Source organism: Pseudoalteromonas sp. NH0006-46 (genome assembly GCF_057547735.1).
On the sequence record NZ_BAAJML010000001.1, the window covers coordinates 397,347 to 417,306 of the forward strand.

Sequence of the window (19,960 nt, forward strand, 5' to 3'; positions counted from 1 at the left end):
TAACTTTGTTGTCTAAGGAAAGAAACTATTGTGCAGTAGTAATAACCGTATCAATTAAATGTACCACGCCATTACTTGTGTATATGTCGGTGGTTGTTACATTGCTTCCTGCAACTTGTAATGACGTTGCAGATAAACTCACCTGCCACCAAATGTTGCCAACACCTTGACCGTTTTCATCACCAGGGGCCGTGTCGCCAGAGTAGGTATACAGTGGACGACCGAGGTACGCTACCTGCATAGTGCTATCTGCGCGAGCAATAAGTGATAAACCTGGGGTGTTTTCGGTGGAATCAGCGGTGCCTAACACAGGTGGCCACGTTGTTGCACAGGTATCTTCACATACGCTCATCGACTCGCCTAAGTCGTTGTCAAAAACGTAAACTGTTTTACCCGGTGTTGTATCAGCCATGCCTGTTACTAAACGCGCATTGTCTGCATCGTATGCAACACTGTCTGTTTCAGCGTTAGTGGTGTTAGTAAAGTCGACAATATTTACACTTAGCATATTTTCAGCAAGGGTGGTGACCATTTTACCATTAGCTGCAAATGCATCCGTGCTGCCTACTTGAACGCCTAATACGTGCTGTGTTAATACGCCGGTTAATGCATCTTTATCGGCTAGTAGCGCGTTTAAGGTGTCGGTTGGGATTTTGCTGAATGCGGCGTTTGTTGGAGCAAATACGGTGAACGATTTTGTTGTATCGTTAAACGTATCAACCAAGTCGGCAGCTTGTAGGGCAGTAACTAATGTTGAAAGAGCGTCTGTTTCTGTCGCAACGGTGGCAATTGTTTTAGTAGGTGTACCTACTTCAGTGGGTGGCATAATTACCTTATTGAGCACATGAATTACACCATTATCAGCTGTTACATTTGCAGTGGTTACTGCCGAGTCGTTGATGAATAATGCGCTATCTACATATGAAAGGGCAGCCATATCGCCATTTGCCATTTCAACTTTATTGTTTTCGCTATTTGCAATGGCGACTGCTGCGTCAGACAAAACACTTGCGTCGGCAACTACATGGTAAAGTAAAATATCGCGAAGGGTATCAGTGTCTGCAAGTAGCGCATCAATGGTGTCTTGCCCAAGCGCTGCAAAAGCATCATCGGTAGGAGCAAATACCGTAAAAGTATTAGTAGGATTTGCGACTAACGTGTCCAAGCCAGTTGCACCGAGCGCAGCAATTAATGTTGTAAAGTTACCATTTTCGCTGGCAACGTCGGCAATTGTACCAAAGCTTTCAGGTAGTGTTACATCAGCCACAATGACCGAATCTATTACATGAATCACTCCGTTGGTTGTAGCAATATCTTTAACCACAATATTGGCACCACCAAACATAAGCATGTCTGTTTCAGTATTAATTGTAATTGGAAGAGAGTTGCCTAGCAGCGTTTCTGCAGATTGACCATTTAATGACATAGCCGTTACCGAATCAACCGCGCCCGTTAAAACATGCTGCTTTAAGATGTCGGCTAGTACCTCTGGGTTTGCTAAAAGTGTGTTAATCATTTTGCTACCAACAGCATCAAAAGCTGCATCTGTAGGTGCAAAAACGGTGAACTGCGCTGACTCATCGCTCAATGCCGATGTTAAACCCGCAGCGTCTAATGCGGCAAGTAAGGTAGTGAAGTCGCCTGCTTGATTCGCTGTTTCTACAATATTAGCGGTAGGAGCTGATTCAGCAGTGGCAATAGGCATAAGTACTGCGTCTATCACATGGATAATGCCATTGTCTGTTGTAATATCAGTCATGGTTACTGTGCTTGTATTAATTAACAAACTCTCGCCGCTTAATGATAATGCAACTTTTCCGCCGTTTACCGTGTCGACGGTCGTACCTGCAAGGCCTATAGCTGCTTCTGCGTTAACACTTCCTGATACAACGTGGTAGGTTAATATTGAGCTTAGTGTATCTGTGTCGGCTAGTAGGTCATTTATTGTGTCTTCGCCGAGGAGTGCAAAGGCATCATCTGTTGGTGCAAAAACAGTAAATTCTTGACTCGTATCGGCAAGTGTATCGTCCAAGCCTGTTGCCTCTAGCGCTGCAACTAGGGTAGTAAAGTTACCCGCATTTCTTGCTACATCAACAATGGTTGAAGATGCTTCGGGTTCAACTTGTACTGGTATGTTATCGTCATCATCGTCACTACAACCTTGTGCTAATAACAAGGGAAGTGTTATGAGGCATACCTTCAGTAATTTGTTCATGACCTGATCCTTCTGTGTGAGATGTAATTAACAATCTCGTAACGTTACGGGAGTACTTTTACAAGAGATCAGATTTATTTGAGTGTTTTTTAAACTTCTGAATTTTAAATTTGAAAGGTATTCGTATTATTTATTACTTTTTACTACGTGGTGCCCCAAATAAAATAAATATATGACAAGCACATACAGATAAAAATGCACTTATACCTAGTGCTCCACCATAGTTACTTATTTTAGGGACTAAATATTCAAATAGAATCGCAAAAATCACTGCAGCGCAGGTTATTGTATACAAACCAAAACGCTTAGGTGCACTCATACCAATAAACGTACCACCAAAAAAAATGGCACTGTAAAGCTCGGGGTGTAAATTAAAACCATAAAAAATGCAGTAAGCAATTATAGATAAACTCGAAGAGGCGCTAATAGCGCTAAAAAGCCTATGTTTGGCGAGTAAAAATGTTAATAAAGCGCCAAAAAATGCAATTGCCGGGTATTCTATTGTCATACAAATATTCCTTTTGCTAGCGCAAAGACAGCAACGCTTACAAATGCAATACTCCCTAACTTCCCTCCAAAGCCAGAAAATAAATTTAAAGTAAGTACATACAAACAAGCACCTAAGAGTGAAATAAAACCCAGTTCCCAGTAACTGTTAATTAAACTAGAAGAACACATACCAGCAAAACTTCCTGCGTAAATAGCAGCGTTTGGATGAATATTAAGAGACTTTGGAAAAGAAATAAAAGAACCAAAAAGGCCAACCATAGAGGCAGCAATAACAGCAGGAAAATTAAATTCAGTATGCATCACAAAGCACAGCAAACAGCCTGAAAAAAAAGCACCGAATTTTATAAAGAAAAATTTAAGCATAGCTAGTCAGTTTAAAGTAACCGGGGAGTGTTTAACAGCAGCGCTTAACATTGCGGGCAAATAGTTAAAAAGATCATATGAAATGTATGAAGGCTTAAATATGCTCAAAAAAAGTGTTTTGTGTAATATAAATTACAATTTATGTATAATATAGAAAACTTATTAAAGATTAAGAAATAACCAAAGGTAATTTATGTCTAATTGTTTGCATTTGGCAATTCCGGCCGGCGACTTAGAAGTAGCTAAAACATTTTATTGTGACGTACTCGGTTGTAAAACCGGTAATAGTGAAGAGGGTCGTTGGGTAGATATCGACTTTTGGGGTAACGAGCTTACATTACACCAAAGCGTTGAACGATTACCTACTGTTCGCCATGATGTAGATATGGGGGCAGTTGCGGTTCCTCATTTTGGTATTCACTTATCTGAGGATGAATTTAACAATTTAAAAAAACGTATAGAAGACGCTGGTTTAGAATACCTAGATAAGCCATATCGTCGATTCATTGGCGACGAATTTGAGCAAGAGACATTTTTTATCGAAGATACTAATGGCAACGTGCTCGAAATGAAGACCATGGTTAACCCCGAGGTTTTATTTAAAAAAGTATAACTTTTATAAAAAGCCACTTTTTAGTGGTTTTTTTATTTGTAAAATTTGACGATTTTATAAATCGACTAACGTAAGTGGTGTTGCTTTTCTTTTTAGTTTTTCATGGTACATAGCAGCATCGCCAGCTTTTAAAAGGTCATCAATATTTCTAGGTGGATCACTAAATACAGCACTACCAACACTCGCTTTTATGGCTAATTGTTCAGTATTATGATCAATAAAGAGTTTGGCTAATTCTGTTTTAAAAAAATGAACTTTTGGACTTACCTGAGCCTTAGTATAAAAGTGCGCTAGCACTACAAATTCATCACCTCCTAAACGTCCTATGGCATCGTTACTGCGCACAATAGCTTTTAAATGGTGAGCAACTTTACACAGTGCTTGGTCTCCAACGGCGTGACCGTGAGTGTCATTTATTTGTTTAAAGTCATCTAAATCTATATAAATTAAACAGAGCACACCGCCACTTTTTATATGATGTTCTATTAAATTTGCCGATTTTTTACACCATCCCCTGCGGTTTAGAATACCGCAAAGGTGATCATAATCGGCTTCGGTTTCGGCGCGTTTTTTTGCAATCCTCATCCGACTAATACGCCTTGAAACCGCCACAGCGAGTAAAAACGACTCTACAGCAAAAGCTATAATTAACCCGTAGCGACGCATAAATGGACTTTCGTCTATTAATAATATTCTAAAAACCATACTGACAAATACAAAGCTTAAAGCAATAAACACCAGCGTTGCTTCACGAATGCCTTTGCGTGCTTGTAAAGCGGAAAGCGCAAAAACACACCCTACAATACAAAGCGTTACATAGCCTGTAGCTTTACTTGAAAGAGCCCATACTTGAGGGGTTTTAAACAGTATTTGTAAAACGCTAAATAACATGACAACTACAGCTAAACACTTTAAGGCAGTATCTACTTTTGGCCAGCTTGTTTTGATTTGTAAAAGAGCGCAAATAAACCATGTCGCGCTTAGAACACATAGGCCAATAAATAAAAGGTATATATTAAATAAACTGCTGCTGTGCTGCGAGGTTAAAAATAAATACAGCTGCCCTTCTTGCATAAGAATAAAGCCACCAATACAAAAAATGTATAAGCTGTAGAGCTTAAATGTATCGTCGTTAAGGCGGCTCCCCATAATTAATACATACAATATAAGCGTTATACACAAGCCGTAAAACAGCCCTAAAATTAGGTTTTGTTGTTGGCTTTTTTGTATAAATACAGGCATTGGTTGCCACTTAAATACCGGGCGAAACTCGACTGGAGAATACAAAGTTAATAGGGCGGTTGTTGCACCTGAGTCGATAAAATAAGCTGGTTTGTTGTATCTAATTGGATTGTGTATTTCATCGTTTTGACGCCACTCAAAGCGCTCAAGGGTAGAGCGGTTAAAGCTAAGAACACCAGCTTGCTGTAACTGGCAATTTACAGCGTATTGAACTCTGCCAGACTGAATTTTTAGTCTTAAAGGCGTTTGTTTATTTAATGTGTTTACTGAAGTGATTTGTGGACTAATTTGGTTAATTTCACAATGTTGATTTGCAAATGCAGACTTATTAAATAAAAGATTAGAAAAAACAAAAATAACACCTAACAGCAAATACCTTTTTAGTTGCGTTTTAAGAGTGTTAGGTAGGAAAAGTGCATTAAACTTTTTGTAAGCCATAGGCGCAAGATAAAAATACTACATAATTTTATATTAGCAGAGCCCACTCATTTAGCTATTTAATTGAGGTACGACCTCGCTTGGTGTTTTATTAAAGTGGCGCTTAAACTCACGGCTAAACTGCGAGGGGCTGGTGTAACCTACCTTCAATGCGGCCTCATTTGCTTTACTACCGTTGTTTGTAATGAGTTCTTTTGCTTTTGCTAAGCGTACTTTTTTTAAGTATTGCAATGGCGATTCAAAGGTCACTTGTTTAAAGGCGCGATGAAATGACGACACACTCATGTTTACCTCTTCAGCTAAGCCTTCAACAGTAATTTGATCTGCATAGTTTTTATGCATAGTAGACAGTGTGCGTGCTATTCGGGCGTAGTGCCCATCGTGCATGGCAAGGCCAATTAAAGTATGGCCCTGAGGACCACAAAGTACACGGTATACCAATTCTTTAATTATATCTTCACCAAAAATATCGGCTTCTAGCGGGCTATTTAGTGCGCTTAATAAACGATGAGTTACTTGCTCCATAGCACCATCTACTTTTGCTGATTGCACACCGCTCATTTGCCCAGAAGTAAACGGCGTATGTTCGCCCATTTGGTTTACTAACTTATGTAATGTTGCTGGGTTAATATCAACAACTACGCCCATTACAGGTAGGCCATTATCAGTAAAGGCTTCGCATTCAAGTGGTACGGGTACACCTAAAACCAGGTAGTCGCCAGCACCATATTTTATTTGATGATCAGGGAAATGAATTATTTTATGCCCTTGGCCAACTAAAATAATACCAGAGTTGTAAATGAGTGGCTGACGAGGTGAACTTTTACTCGCACGATGAAAGTAAACCCCGGGAATAATCGTTTTCTTAACGCCCTCAAAATTGAGCAAATCATTGTGCTCGGCGTATTGCTGCAACATGCTGGCTATAGTGGGCATTAAAAAACCTTTTATCGTACAAATTTTGCGTAAAATAACAATGTTGGCAGTATTAGGCAAACTTTAGGCATTTATTAGGCTTTTTTAATGTTTGTTTTGCCACTAATATGCACTCATTGGAATTTAGCTTAGTGAGTAACTAAGCATTTTATTCAGGGCGTGTTGATCTTTGATGGTTGAATTTGCAGCAGTATGTTTGGTTTTTAGGCAAGGCAGAGCCTATGAAGTGTGGTTACTCCCCATAAATAGGCGATAACGCAGCATAAATGCCAAACATGCGCTGCCCTTCGGGTTCTGCCTAGGGGCGATAAACTCTTTGTTACTCGGTTTTTACTTAGCCCACTAGGTTACAAACCTCGCGCCGCGATTTAATCGCCCCTAGATTGAACAAATTTCAATCCGCAAAGATCAACACGCCCTAGTATTTAACCGTTACCTAGGAGCAAAATAATGAAATTTAGCTACGTAAACCCAACACTTATTCAGTTCGGCCAACAGCAAATTGCATCAGTAACCGATTTGATCGCAAAAGATCAAAAAGTATTAGTAGTGTACGGCGGCGGTTCTATTAAAAAGAACGGCGTGTACGACCAAGTTGCAGCGGCACTTGAAGGTTTTGATTGGGTAGAGTTCTCAGGTGTTGGTGCCAATCCAACAATTGAAGTGTTAGACCAAGCAGTAAAAATTTGTAAAGAACAAAATATCGACTTTGTATTAGGTGTAGGCGGTGGCTCTGTAATTGACGGCGTTAAATACATTGCAGCGTCGGCAGTTTATGATGGCGAAGGTTGGGATATCCCTACTGGTAAGCATACTATTACTAGCGCATTACCAATCGGTGCAATATTAACATTACCTGCAACGGGTTCTGAGTCTAATCAAAATTCAGTTGTGAGCAAAGAAGCAACGAAGCAAAAACTACCGTTTGCATCACCAAAAGTGCTACCAAAGTTCGCGATTATGGACCCTGATGTAATGAAAACATTACCGCAGCGCCAACTTGTGAATGGTTTAGTAGATGCATGGGTTCATACGTGTGAGCAGTACCTAACATTCCCTGAAACAGCATTGGTTCAAGAAGGTTACGCAGAGGCACTTTTAAGAACGCTTAAAACGCTGGGCGATAACTTTGAAAACCAAGGCGATGCATGGCGTGCAAACCTTATGTGGGCAGCAAACCAAGCACTTAATGGTTTAATTGGTTCTGGTGTATCGCAAGATTGGGCAACACACATGATTGGCCATGAGCTTACAGCTGCTTACGGTGTTGATCATGCACGTTCACTGGCTATTGTTCAGCCTTCTTTACTACGTAACCAATTTGCAGTTAAAAAAGCGAAGCTAGAGCAAATGGGTAAAAACGTATTTGGTCTTGCGCAATCGGATGATTTAGCAGAGCAAACAATTCAAGCAATTGAAGCGTTTTACCACAGCTTAGATGTAGCCACTGTGCTTACTGAACATGGCAGTGACAAAGCAGCTGCAGTAGAAAACGTACTTGCTAAGCTTGAAGCTCACGGCATGGTAGCCCTTGGTGAAAACCAAGCAATTACACTTACACAAAGCCGCGAAATTTTAGAGCAAGCAATTGCTTAAGCGCTAAAAGTAATACAAAACTAAAAGCCGCTAGCGTTTACGTTAGCGGCTTTTTTATGCATAAAATAAATTAAAAACACTGTGTTTATAATTAACCAATAATATCGGTATTAATGTTTTAAAATGATGATAGTAAACTGTGTTCATCGGTTAGCAAAACTAACACCTTATAAATTTACACAGGATAAAAACTCATGACACTACTACAAAAAATATTAAACTCTAAAGCAGGCGCAGCAGCACTTATTTTACGTGTACCAGTCGGTTTAATTTTAGCAGCGCACGGCGCGCAAAAATTATTTGCTTGGTTTGGCGGTTACGGCCTTGAAGGCACAGGGCAGTGGATGGCAAGTATTGGCTTAGAGCCAGGTTACTGGTTAGCTTTAATGGCAGGCAGCGCTGAATTTTTTGGCGGCATTGCATTAGCACTTGGTTTATTAACACGCCCAGCAGCCGTAGTTACTGCGTTTACAATGTTGATTGCAATATTTAGTGTACACATTAACAATGGTTTATTTATGGCTAACAACGGTTACGAGTACGCACTTACGTTATTAGTTGCAACTGCAGCGCTTGCTATTCAAGGTGCAGGTAGCTTTTCGGTTGATAGTGTTATTGCTAAAAAACTAGCTGATAAATAACGTTTATAGTTAAAAAAATAGCGGCTAATTTAGCCGCTATTTTTGTATGGATTAAGCATTATTTTACTTAACCGAAAAAGTTAAAGAGTAGTTGTGCTGTGTTTGCTCAAGTAAATATTCTTTATGGGTACTTGGGCTCCACGAATCATCGCCGCCAACCCCCATATGTTGATGATCAATATGGACATGTAAGCAATCATCAGCTACTAGCTCATTGGTGTGCTTTGCTTGCGTTAACATGCTTTGAGAGTATTCACTGGCGGCAAATAAAAACGCACCGGTTACGGTCAAATTATTAATGCTAAGTAATTGGCAATCACTACGCACGCCGTTATCGGTTGGGAATATATACGGTGTATGTAGCTCATTATGTTGCGCGCTGTAATAACCTAAACGCGCAGCCGCTTTGCGATCTGGGTAGTTTTCAAATGGCCCTAAACCAAGCCAATTTACTTGTGTATCGCTTTGTTTATTAAGCGTTGTACTTAACCCTATGCGTGGCATGGGTGGCAAAGTGTCGTTGAGTTGTACATCAACATTTAAGTTAATTTCACCTGTATTATTAAGTGTATAAAGCCAAGTTGTTTTTGCTTGTACTGCGCCATTAAATTCATAACTAAACACACAGGTAATACGTATATCTTTGTTTGATTGCACGACTTCAAACAAGCGACATGTGCGCTGCCACTTGCCAATACCCGCTCTTAGCCAGCGCGCTTCCCATGCGTTAGGGTCTAGATTGTCTACTTCGCTTACGCCTATGTCGTTATCAAGCGGGGCGCGGTAAAAATTATCAACTAGTGGACTTTTAATAACGTGGGTTTGATTGTGTAGCCATTGCTCAATAAGGCCTGATTGGCTATTAAACACGAGTTTAAAGGTATCGCCTTCAATACTTAGCTGTGTATCGGTCTCACCAATATTTAGTGTGCCATGTGCTGAAGCGTTTAGAGTGGGCTTAAATGTATCAGCGCTTAAACTTTGGCTATTTATAAGTTTAAATTGCTCGGTGTTTAATACATGCTCGGCACTTGCAAAGCTTGAGTCGTTAAGCAGTGCTACATCTAAATTAAGGTGATATTGCGCACCGGCTTTAAACACCGTTTTTGTATTAACAGTTAGCGTTTGCGTACTTTGCGGGGCAATATTAATGATTTGCTCGCCTTGCTCTATACATTGGCCATTTTCTATTAACTGCCAAACCAGTTTTTCGTTATCGGTTGCCCTAAATACATAATCACTAAATACATCAACGGTATAGTGGTTTTGAGTTTGCTCGCGCAGCGTAAATTGTAAATGTTGTTGGCTGTATTTAGCTTCAAACAGGCTAGGGTGCGGCGTACGATCTGGAAATAATAAGCCGTTTATACAAAATTGGCGGTCGTTTAGTTCATCACCAAAATCGCCACCGTAAGCCCAATAATGCTTACCGTTTTCATCAGTTTTAGATAAACCTTGGTCTACCCAATCCCAAATAAAGCCACCTTGCAGGCGCGGGTACTCTCTAAATGCTTGCCAGTAATCGTCAAAGCTACCTAGGCTGTTACCCATTGCGTGTGCGTACTCACATAAAATGAGAGGACGGGTTTCGCCTGGTAGGCTTAGCCACTTTTTAATAGAGTATTTAGGTACTGCGTCATCGGCAAGGTGGGTATCTACACGGGCATACATAGGGCAAATAATATCGGTTGCGGTGGTATTTGCGCCGCCACCTTCGTATTGCACTGGACGCGATGTGTCAAAGCTTTTTGACCAACCGTACATAGCATCGTGGTTGGCACCGTGCCCGCATTCGTTCCCCAGTGACCAAATAAGAATAGAGGCGTGGTTTTTATCGCGCTCAACCATTTGTGTATAGCGCGACATAAATGCACCAGCCCACTGCGGATCGCTTGCAAGCCTACCCATAGGAAACATACCGTGGGTTTCTATATTGGCCTCGTCCACTACGTATAAACCTAGCTCGTCGCACAGCTCGTAAAAACGCGGGTGGTTAGGGTAGTGAGCAGTACGTACAGCATTAAAGTTATTTTGCTTCATTAGCTTAATATCTTCAATCATGTCGGCGGTGCTCACTGTGTGGCCGTTTTCAGGGTGATGTTCGTGGCGGTTAACACCGCGAATTAGTAGCGGTTTGCCGTTTAAGCAAAGCTGCCCGTTAAGCATTTCTACTTTTCTAAAACCAATGTTGTAGGCTTCTGCATCTACGGTTCTGCCTTGCTCATCTAACAGGCTTACAACGCAGCGGTATAAGGTCGGGGTTTCAGCGGTCCATTTTTTAGGGCTTTGTATATCAATTGTTTGAAATACGACATCGCTCCAACCGCCTTTTTCATCAACGCGTTTATTGTTAGTGCTTTGTATTTGTGGCTCACACAGTGCATGTTTACCATCAAAAACCTGTACTGCTACTTGGTAGTTATTTGGCGCATCTATTGCGGTTTTTATATGCAAAGTCGCATCGCGGTAGCATGCGTCTAAATCTGGGGTTATAAATACATCGCGTAATTGGTGTTGCGGTTTAGTAAGTAAATTAACATCGCGGAATATACCACTTAGCCACCACATGTCTTGATCTTCTAAGTAACTGCCATCGCTCCAGCGAATGACCATAACCGCAATGCGGTTGGCGCCAGCCACTAAGAGTTCGCTTAAATCAAATTCGCTTGGTAAGCGGCTATCTTGCGAGTAGCCCACCCATTGACCGTTACACCAAAGGTGAAACGCCGAGTTTACGCCTTCAAAAATAATATGGTTTCGCTGAGCTAATTGATCCGCCGTAATAGTAAACTCAGTGCGGTAGCAACCCGTTGGGTTATCGCTAGGAACAAAAGGCGGGTTTACGGCAAAGGGGTATTTAACATTGCAATAAATAGGTTTATCAAAGCCGTGTAATTGCCAGTTAGAAGGCACAGGAATACTTTGCCAGTCGCTGTCGAGTGTTTCACTTAGTAATGACTCATCAACCGCTTCGGGCTTATCAAATAATTTAAAATTCCATTGGCCGTTTAAACTTTGTTTTTGTGATTGCGTGTTTGTACGGGCATGGTCAACGCTTTTAAAACCATTAAGTGGGCTGTGCGCTTTTACTTGATTAACTTGCACCGAAATTGGGTTTTCCCAATCGCGGCGGTTAATTATGTGCTGTAGTGAGTTCATTAGTGTCCCATTGCATGTTTGGCAATTATAGTGGCTTAAATATAGCTAAAATAATACGTTGAGGTTATGCTTAAAGCTCTCTTTTATTTATCCAAAACTATCATTTTAAATTATGCGCAACACCATTAAAGATGTACTCGATATTGGCCCAGAGTGTACAGAGCGGTTTATTGATTTAAACACGCTTTCGCAAATGCCAAGCCTTGAAATAGAGCTGGCAGGTTGCTCAAATTTACTGGGTGATTATTGTGTTGCGCGTACTAACCCGCTTGAACACACTTTGTTTTATACTTTGGGTGGTCAGGGCACGCTTAAAACTATTAATAACCTATACCCATTAATCGAAAATAGCTTAGCTATATTGCCAGCACGGCAAAGTTTTGAGGTTCAAATAGCAAGCGAAAAGTGGGATGTGATTTGGCTAAATCTTGCAAATACCAAGCGTTGGCAGCATTTAAATTTAGCGCACGCGAAGGTATTAACTAATCAGCAGCTAGGGCCATTACATTTAGCAATGGAGCTTTTATACAGCGAAGGAAATGCGACTTTGCGTGAAGGCGTAATGCCTATTTTAAGTCATTACTTAAATACTACGCTTCAAAGCGAGCCACAAATAGGCGGGCAAAACAGATTAACCAGCTTGTTTTTAGAGGTAGAAGAGCGCCTGCAATTTGATTGGACAATAGAGGCTATGTGCAAACAAGTACATTACTCAGCACCGCATTTACACCGGTTATGTCAGGCACAATTTGGCAAAAGCCCTATGCAGCAGCTTATTTATTTACGTATTAAACGGGCTAAAAACTTGCTTTTAAATACCCGCTGGCCAGTCGCCCATATTGCCGCTTACGTGGGGTACCCTAATATATTTAATTTTTCAAAACGGTTTAAAAAATCAGTGGGCGTGTCACCCACTGAGTTTAGAAAAAAGTTTGTTTAAACATTTTAATTATATTGAAACAGGTTATCCCAGCGCTCATCCAAAATAGTTTTTGCATGGTCTAGGCTTATAGCGCTATACACATCGTTAGTGCAGGTTACTAAGCGCATTCGGGTGAGCTTTTCAAGCGCATCGCTAATTTCAAAGTCGAGTTCGCATTTATACTTTGTTTTAAACCACGCCTCTATTTGCTCATCAAGCATTTGTGCGCTTAAGCCACTTTTAGATTTTAATAAAAACGTATAGGCAAGCAGAGCTTCTTTTATGTCTTCTTCTTCGGCGGCGTCTATAAGGGTATGAAAAACACCAGCGTTGTTATCAAGATTTTTAAAGTAAAGGTTATCACTAAGGGCTTTCATAAATTTAATTTTACGGTTTTTAAATTTACTCCACTCTTTAAAAATAAAGCTGCCAAATACTCCCATGCCAATGGCAAAGGTAATAAAGTGTTGCTGGGTCATTTCTACGGCTTTATCTGTAAAGCCCCCCCAGAAAGCAAACAAAGCAAATAATAATAATATTGATGCGCCTAGCTTTGTAATTAAAACCACGGCACCGCCAATTAAAGCCGATGAGCCAATAATCACCTTATCAATAGGGCGCATACGTACTTCGCTATTAGGAAATAGCATTTCAAGGTCGGCTTTTGGTACATTTTGAAACAGCTTAACGATGGTCGAGCTTGGCTCAAACCCTAAAGGCGTTTTATTTTTAGCGTCAAAGTGGGCTTTATCTTTAAAACGAATAAACACCGCAACGCGGTCGTAATTAGTAAAGTGCAGTGGCTTTTTACGAAGCCCCCAAAAGCTGGTTATGGTTTCAGTGAGCTGCGACTCGCCGCGGCGATAAAAAACCACTTCTTCAAAGTCGTCAAACTCCACCTCAAGGCGCACTTTAAAAAGTGACTCTTCGTTGAGCGCATCTTGTAAATCTTGATTCGTAATTACTTCAAAGTTAGCGGCGTTTAAAACTTTAGCAAAATCTTTTGCAAATTCGCGTTGGCATTGGGCTTTTTGATTGTTTGATACCGGCGCTAAAGAGCGTGTATCGCTATTAGGATCAAAGGGGGCGTAGTTATTTTTAAGCGATTCAAGTGTTGCGTGGTAATCGTAATGGATAAGGCTTGCTAATAAATCACAAAACTGTTTAAACGAGGTTTGTTGTGTGTTGTTTTCAAGCTCATTGCTACACATTTCAATAATGTCTTGCTTGCGAAAGGGAATAAAACGCGCATTTTGCATAAATTTTTAACTACTTAAATAGGGCTTAACGTTATTAACACATAGTAAAATATTCTTATAAATATTGCTATTTTGTTAACCTATTAAGTGGGTATTGTTTATATCAAGTTTTAATAGTTTCAGGGTGTATTAACTTAACTGTGTCATTATTACTATGTAAATACAGGATAATTAAGCATAGGGCAGGAGTTAATTGTGGCTTTACAAAAAAAATTAAAACAAAAAACACGTAATTTTATAGAGTCTAAACATATGCTCAGCGGCATTACGGTTGCGTCGTTTTTAGAATCCACAATTGTCCCTATTCCTTTAGAAGCGGTTATGGTGCCACTTATGCAGGCACAACGAGAAAAACTATGGTTGATTGCATTAATGGCTACGCTGGGCTGTGTTGTCGGGGCATTATTTGGTTATGCCCTTGGCTACTATTTATTTGATGCAGTTGGGGATTGGGTGATCAGTGCTTTTTCAAGCCCTGAACAGTTCGAAAATGTAAAACAAAAAATGGACAACCAAGGTTTTTGGTTTGTTATTACTTTAGGAATAGTACCTATTCCATTTCAAATAGCGATGCTTGCAGCAGGCGCTACCAAATATTCACTTGGCCTGTTTTTATTGGCCAGCGCAATTGCTCGTTCAATTCGTTACTTTGGACTTGCTATTGTTGTGTTTTATGCAGGAAATCAAGCTGAACGTATAATTAGTAAGCATAAAGTTAAAGCTATGATTAGTTTAACTATTTTGGTTTTACTGGGGTGGGGGATCAGTACCTTACTTTAAGGCTAAATTTGTAAGGTGTGTTATAGTTATTAAAGATGATTTATAAACTCAAGTGTAATCTATTTATATGATGAATGTTGAAACTGTCAGTCTTAAGTTGACCCGCTTTACTCGTATAACGCGGTTAAATAAATTACTTATGTTTGCGCTGCTAGTATTTATAGTGGTATTCACCATTTATAACTTCACTTATTTTCCTCTGTTAGGTGCAAAAAAAAGCATCCCTGACTTTGCCAGTGAGCTCATCAATCTTATTGTCATAATGACTGTTTTTTGGGTTGTGCAGTGTTCCAAATTAGCTAAAAAAGCCTACCAGTATGTCACCATTGGTTTAATGTTATGGATAGTGGGAATGACGGCCGATGTGCTTGACGAACTTGTTGTTCAGCCTGCGTGGGTTAACTTGTATATAAAAGATTTTTGCATTTCTGTAGGGGTCGTTATTACGGCTTATGGCTTATTTAAAACCATGTTGTTTATGCAAAAAATGCACAATAGGCTAGCCCAAGAGTTTATAATTGATGATCTCACCCAAGTTTACAATCGGCGATGTTTTTACGAATACGTTGAAAACGAAACCGATGAATCTTACGCGGTAATCATTATCGATATTGATCACTTTAAATCTATTAACGATACCTATGGTCATAGCAAGGGCGACAAGGTGCTTAAAGCTTTTGCTAGCAAAATAGACGCTCTGTTTGAAGATGGCAATATTTTTGCGCGTATTGGAGGTGAGGAGTTTGCAGGCTACCTACCAAATTGCACTCTAGAACAAATGCAGGCGTTTGCTGAGTCGGTGTTAGCGAGTGCTCGTACTATTGAGGTTACCGATAAGCTTTATACTAGTGCAAGTGTTGGGGTAGCTAAACGCTTTAAAAATGAATCATTTGATAGCGTAATGAAACGCGCAGACCAAGCTTTATACAAAGCTAAAAACAATGGCCGGAATCAATTTGAAATCGCAGCAAAGCCGTAAATAGCGGGTCCTTATTATTTGCACATTTGCTACACTTTTTTACGTTTTCGTAAATAAATGTCAGCTTAGGTAATGCTTTGTAAAGCATGAAATTAAATTAAAATGCAAAGGTCGTAGAGGGGATATTAATAATAAGGAATCCCCTTGATGACCAACTCTCTTTTAAAAGTGGCTTTACCTCTTAGTTTACTTGGTGTTTTATCTGGCTGTGGCTCTGATGATAGTGCAAGCTCTACAGGCTATATTCAAATGTATAATGGCTCGTACAACAGCCCTTATACGCGCTTATTTGTTGAAGAAACAGAACGTTCAGGTGCCGACTTTGCCGACGTAACCACGCGCCATAATTACAGTACTGGCATATTTGATGTTAGCTTTGAATATTTAGACGCTAACGATAGCTACATCACTATTAGCGATCAAGAAATTTCAATTAAAGGAGATAAAACGCAATTAGTCGTTATGAGTGGCGATTTTGCAGAACCCACTTTTACTGAATTAAGTGTGCCTATTAGTAGTGACACCGGCGAGTTTAACCTTGGCTTTTTTAACATCACGGGTGAGGACACCAGCTACGATATTTATCTGGCAACAGACGATGGCGTATTTGAAAGCGCAACATTGTTTGCATCTGCACAGTACTTAAATGAATTAGATTTACAAAGTGTAGATGAAGGTTATTACACTATTTTTATTACCCCTGCGGGCAGTAGCGATGTGGTTTACGAGTCATCGTCAGTTTATTTGTATGATGAGGCAAGCTACGTAGCCATTATTCGCCCAAGTTATGCCACCGAGTTAAGTGGTATCACGCTTGATGTAGTAACCGACAATAACTATGTTACTGAACTTAAGCATCAATCTGCATTAGGTCAACTGCGTTTTATTAATACTATTGATGACTACTCACCAGTTAGTTTTAGTGTAACGCGTGGCACTACAGCAACCCCAACTAATTCAGTTTCAAGTGACAGCTATACCGACTACGTTGAGCTATTACCAAACAGTTATAGCGTGGCGATGTTTGATGAGCAAGGTAACAAGCTGGCCGATAACTTTTTAATGACCCTTGAACGTGAGCAAAGCGCGGTGGGTATTTTTTACAACGATGCAGATAATGGCTTGCGGATGATGAGTGTTGAAGAGCATTTAACACCAAGCAGTTATAGTCATACGGTGTCGGTTATTAATCTTATTGAAAGTTACGCAGGACAGTCGGTAACTGATATTGATGTGTACTTTACCCTTAACGGTGAAACTGTTGAGGACACCAGTAATGTAGTTGATGGCTTAGACCGCTACGATCAAGAAGAGCAAGTAGTCGATAACGAAATTTATACGGTGTACGCTGTTTTTGAGGATAACGGTCAGCAAATTGTACTCATTCAACAAAGCGATATGGACTTTACCCAAGAGGGAAATTACATACTCATTTTAGAGCATGATGAAACCACGGCATCGGGTTATAAAATGTCTTTAGAGCGCACAATTACAGACAGTGTTGAATAATAAAATGAGAGTTAAAAGCCTAAATACAGAGTGTATTTAGGCTTTTTATTGAACAAAATTTAACGGCTTAGTAATAATTAGGTACACTCATGGCATAATAAATAATAAGAGTGTGCCATGGATGATTTTATTGGGTTAATAGTGATAGTCATGCTGATTATTGCAACCGGTGCTTTGTGTGGATTAATTGCATTAATACAAGTAAACGGATTAAAGCAAGAAGTTGCAGTATTGAGGGCTAAAGTAACTAAATTACAAGCCTCTAAAGCAGCGTCATTTAATAATGTACAGAGTGAAGTAAAAGCCCCTGACTTTAAACCTCATGCCACTACTATAAATACCGAGCCAACTTTAGCCGTGCAAAGCGCTCCCATTGGCGCGGCAAAACAAAAGCCTGTAGCGCCTAAAAAAGCTAAACCAGCCACGCCTTCATTTATTACCACATTGTTTGAAACATTACGCACTGGCTTTGAGCAAAACTGGATGACGTGGATAGGTGCAATAGCACTTGCCTTTGGTGGCATATTTTTAGCTAAGTATAGTTTAGAGGCAGGGCTTTTATCACCCGTAATGAGGCTTAGTTTAGGAGGCTTATTTGGTCTTGGCTTAATTAGTGTTGCAGGTTACTTACATTATAAACGTATTGTTTTTGAAGGCTTTAACAATTACATACCTGCAGCACTTGCCAGTGGTGGTTTTATTACCTGCTTTGCGTTAACGCTTTTAGCTTACAGTAGCTATCAAATGCTTAGCCCAACAACCGCGTTTATTTTGTTAGCTATTATTGCCATAAGTGCGAGTGTGATGGCATTAACACTTGGCCCATTGCTGGCAGTGCTCGGAATTATTGGTGCTTACAGTGTGCCTATTTGGGTTAATACCGGCAGTAATAATGTATTTGCGTTATTTATGTATGTGGGCTTTGTTAGTTTGTCTGCCTCGTTGGTTGCTCAAAAAGTGCAGCGAGCTTGGCTTTGGTACTTATTATGGGCAGGGCACATTGGTTGGTATTTAGTCGGTTTTATTATTATGCAGATAAAAAGCGACACACCATGGCTGTTTGGTACTTTTGCGTTACTCAGTATTATAGGGCTGATTGTCATACCGCGTTTGGGCTTTAAATTAAGAAACATTGAACATCGTCCGCACTCTTTAAAACGCCTTGTAAAAGTATTACCCGATCACCTCTTATTATTGGCTTTTATAGTCCCGTTAATTTTTACCAAGTGTATAAGCTACTACAATTTAGAATGGCAAACCATTGGTGTGTTAAGCATTGGATTGTTGTTATTTTTAGTGCTCAAAAATAGTCGCTGGGATTTATGGCAAGGGCTATCACTCGTTATTGCTACGCTAATGGTTATAAGTGCAGAGCAAACAAGTTCTTTATCCGCTTTTTTTGATGATGGATTATTTATATTCAAAAGCGAATACGGCTTAGGATTATTGCTTGGTTTTAGTTTTATGGCCTACGGGCTTTATTTTGGTAAAAAACAGGTGAAACGATTAGCGTTTCATATTAGTGCGGCGTTTAGCGTTTTTGTAATGATAAGTACCTTGTATGTACTCATTCCAAATAGCGCATTAAGTACTGCCTACCCTTTTTGGGCTTTTGTATTATTTGTTGTAGCGGCTATTTTAATTAAGTGTGCGCAGCATAATACAACGTTGTTTCAGCGATTTACTTATTGGGTAGGGGCAAATGCTAATATTACCTTAGCTATCACCATGCTATTAAGCGACAGCGGTTTAACCATTGCATTAGCAATTCAAGTACTGTTAATTAGTGTGCTTATAAAACGTTTTAATGTGCCTATGCCGCATTGGCCAATTAAGGCGTTAGTGGCTGCATTATTACTGCGTTTAACGCTCACGCCATGGACACCAAGTTACGAAGCGCTTACATTATTTGGCTTGCACTGGAGCATTATTGTATATCCGCTGTGTACCGCATTATTTTTTGCCGCCGCTAAATGCTATAAAACATCACAATTAAAAGTGTGGTTAGAAGGGGCCGCTCTTCATTGTTTTGCGTTATTTATTACTACCGAAACCAGTTACCAGCTAGTAGGGCATTACCCACAATTTGACTCGCTTAGTTTTTATGAGCAAGTATTACTTACGTGTAATTGGCTTGCGCTGGGCTGTGTTTATTTGCATCGCGCACGTGTTGCGGGGAGCTTAGCAAAACTGTATCAAATTGCAGGGTGTGTATTAGCAGGCGGGGCGGGTTTTATTTCAGTTAAAACAATACTCGACGATAACCCGTTATTAACCTCTATCAATATTGGTGAACTCCCTGTACTAAATTGGCTGTTTTTGCTTTGGTTAGTACCTGCAGGCTTAACGGTGTGGTTATATTCACTTATAAAATCTATAAACGCTAAGGTAGCGCCGTTTGTACTGGGTGTGGCAGGTTTACTTGGCTTAATTGCTATTAATAGTTTTATTCGCCAATACTGGCAAGGGCCTTATATTTATCTATCAAAAGGAGCCACTAATGAAGAGCTGTATAGCTACTCTATTATTTGGCTAATACTAGGCGCCGGTACGGTTATATTAGGGCACCTTAAAAACCAGTTACTCATTCAAAAAATAGGCTTAGGGTTACTTGCAGCGGTAATTGTAAAAGTGTTTTTAATTGATATGGCTAATTTAACTGGGCTGTTAAAAGCGTTTTCGTTTATTGGTTTAGGGCTCTCTTTAGTGGGGTTGAGTTGGTTATTTCAAAAGCTTAGAAGCCGCTCAAAAGTTATATAATATTGATATTTTATAAAGCAAAGCCCAGTAAATATACT

15 protein-coding genes are annotated in these 19,960 nt (G+C 39.9%); 8 read left to right on the top strand and 7 right to left on the bottom strand.

Translation table 11 applies throughout. The annotated features are described in order from the left end of the window. Window positions 1-25 precede the first annotated feature (25 nt). The 3 genes from AC27I2_RS01800 to AC27I2_RS01810 all read right to left on the bottom strand — a co-directional run bounded on the left by AC27I2_RS01800 (window position 26) and on the right by AC27I2_RS01810 (window position 3,088). Window positions 26-2,215, bottom strand: coding sequence for a fasciclin domain-containing protein (locus AC27I2_RS01800; protein ID WP_487203366.1), 2,190 nt, complete (start codon window positions 2,213-2,215; stop codon window positions 26-28). 133 nt (window positions 2,216-2,348) lie between these two features. Continuing rightward, window positions 2,349-2,723, bottom strand: coding sequence for a hypothetical protein (locus AC27I2_RS01805; protein ID WP_058403120.1), 375 nt, complete (start codon window positions 2,721-2,723; stop codon window positions 2,349-2,351). After that, a complete protein-coding gene (locus AC27I2_RS01810; protein ID WP_487203367.1) occupies window positions 2,720-3,088 on the bottom strand; it encodes a hypothetical protein in 369 nt (122 codons plus the stop codon). Before AC27I2_RS01810 ends, AC27I2_RS01805 begins: the two co-directional genes overlap by 4 nt. 193 nt (window positions 3,089-3,281) lie before the next feature. Between AC27I2_RS01810 and AC27I2_RS01815 the strand changes: the two genes are divergently transcribed. Then, window positions 3,282-3,701 (top strand): VOC family protein, encoded by a 420-nt coding sequence (locus tag AC27I2_RS01815; RefSeq protein ID WP_006791832.1) that lies wholly within the window; start codon window positions 3,282-3,284, stop codon window positions 3,699-3,701. A gap of 54 nt (window positions 3,702-3,755) precedes the next feature. Here the strand turns inward: AC27I2_RS01815 and AC27I2_RS01820 are convergent, their stop codons facing one another. Both AC27I2_RS01820 and AC27I2_RS01825 read right to left on the bottom strand, forming a co-directional pair. Next, window positions 3,756-5,381: a sensor domain-containing diguanylate cyclase gene (locus tag AC27I2_RS01820; protein ID WP_487203368.1), complete on the bottom strand. Its 1,626-nt coding sequence runs from the start codon at window positions 5,379-5,381 to the stop codon at window positions 3,756-3,758. Window positions 5,382-5,432: 51 nt separating this feature from the next. Further along, window positions 5,433-6,317 carry an AraC family transcriptional regulator gene (locus tag AC27I2_RS01825; RefSeq protein WP_487203369.1) on the bottom strand — a complete coding sequence of 295 codons (885 nt, stop codon included), beginning with the start codon at window positions 6,315-6,317 and terminating at the stop codon, window positions 5,433-5,435. Between the two features lie 450 nt (window positions 6,318-6,767). On the opposite strand from AC27I2_RS01825, the gene AC27I2_RS01830 reads away from it, so the two are divergent. Further along, complete coding sequence (locus AC27I2_RS01830; protein ID WP_487203370.1) at window positions 6,768-7,913, top strand: iron-containing alcohol dehydrogenase; 1,146 nt, start codon at window positions 6,768-6,770, stop codon at window positions 7,911-7,913. Between the two features lie 194 nt (window positions 7,914-8,107). Then, on the top strand, window positions 8,108-8,554 hold the full coding sequence (locus tag AC27I2_RS01835) for a DoxX family protein (protein ID WP_138527806.1): 447 nt from the start codon (window positions 8,108-8,110) through the stop codon (window positions 8,552-8,554). Between the two features lie 63 nt (window positions 8,555-8,617). Here the strand turns inward: AC27I2_RS01835 and AC27I2_RS01840 are convergent, their stop codons facing one another. Continuing rightward, entirely contained in the window at window positions 8,618-11,713 is a 3,096-nt protein-coding gene (locus AC27I2_RS01840; RefSeq protein WP_487203371.1) for a beta-galactosidase, read from the bottom strand. A 112-nt stretch (window positions 11,714-11,825) separates the two neighbouring features. On the opposite strand from AC27I2_RS01840, the gene AC27I2_RS01845 reads away from it, so the two are divergent. Beyond that, complete coding sequence (locus AC27I2_RS01845) at window positions 11,826-12,653, top strand: helix-turn-helix transcriptional regulator (protein WP_487203372.1); 828 nt, start codon at window positions 11,826-11,828, stop codon at window positions 12,651-12,653. Window positions 12,654-12,658: 5 nt separating this feature from the next. Here the strand turns inward: AC27I2_RS01845 and AC27I2_RS01850 are convergent, their stop codons facing one another. Then, window positions 12,659-13,894, bottom strand: a complete 1,236-nt coding sequence (locus tag AC27I2_RS01850) for a TMEM143 family protein (protein WP_487203373.1) — start codon at window positions 13,892-13,894, stop codon at window positions 12,659-12,661. A gap of 195 nt (window positions 13,895-14,089) precedes the next feature. Between AC27I2_RS01850 and AC27I2_RS01855 the strand changes: the two genes are divergently transcribed. From AC27I2_RS01855 to AC27I2_RS01870, 4 genes are all read left to right on the top strand, one after another. Then, complete coding sequence (locus AC27I2_RS01855) at window positions 14,090-14,674, top strand: YqaA family protein (protein ID WP_487203374.1); 585 nt, start codon at window positions 14,090-14,092, stop codon at window positions 14,672-14,674. Window positions 14,675-14,744: 70 nt separating this feature from the next. Further along, window positions 14,745-15,653 carry a GGDEF domain-containing protein gene (locus tag AC27I2_RS01860; protein ID WP_138527836.1) on the top strand — a complete coding sequence of 303 codons (909 nt, stop codon included), beginning with the start codon at window positions 14,745-14,747 and terminating at the stop codon, window positions 15,651-15,653. Between the two features lie 147 nt (window positions 15,654-15,800). Next, the gene (locus AC27I2_RS01865; RefSeq protein ID WP_487203375.1) at window positions 15,801-17,162 is read left to right on the top strand and encodes a hypothetical protein; all 1,362 of its coding nucleotides are present in this window, start codon (window positions 15,801-15,803) and stop codon (window positions 17,160-17,162) included. A 117-nt stretch (window positions 17,163-17,279) separates the two neighbouring features. After that, window positions 17,280-19,922 (top strand): DUF2339 domain-containing protein, encoded by a 2,643-nt coding sequence (locus AC27I2_RS01870; protein WP_487203376.1) that lies wholly within the window; start codon window positions 17,280-17,282, stop codon window positions 19,920-19,922. Window positions 19,923-19,960: the final 38 nt, after the last annotated feature.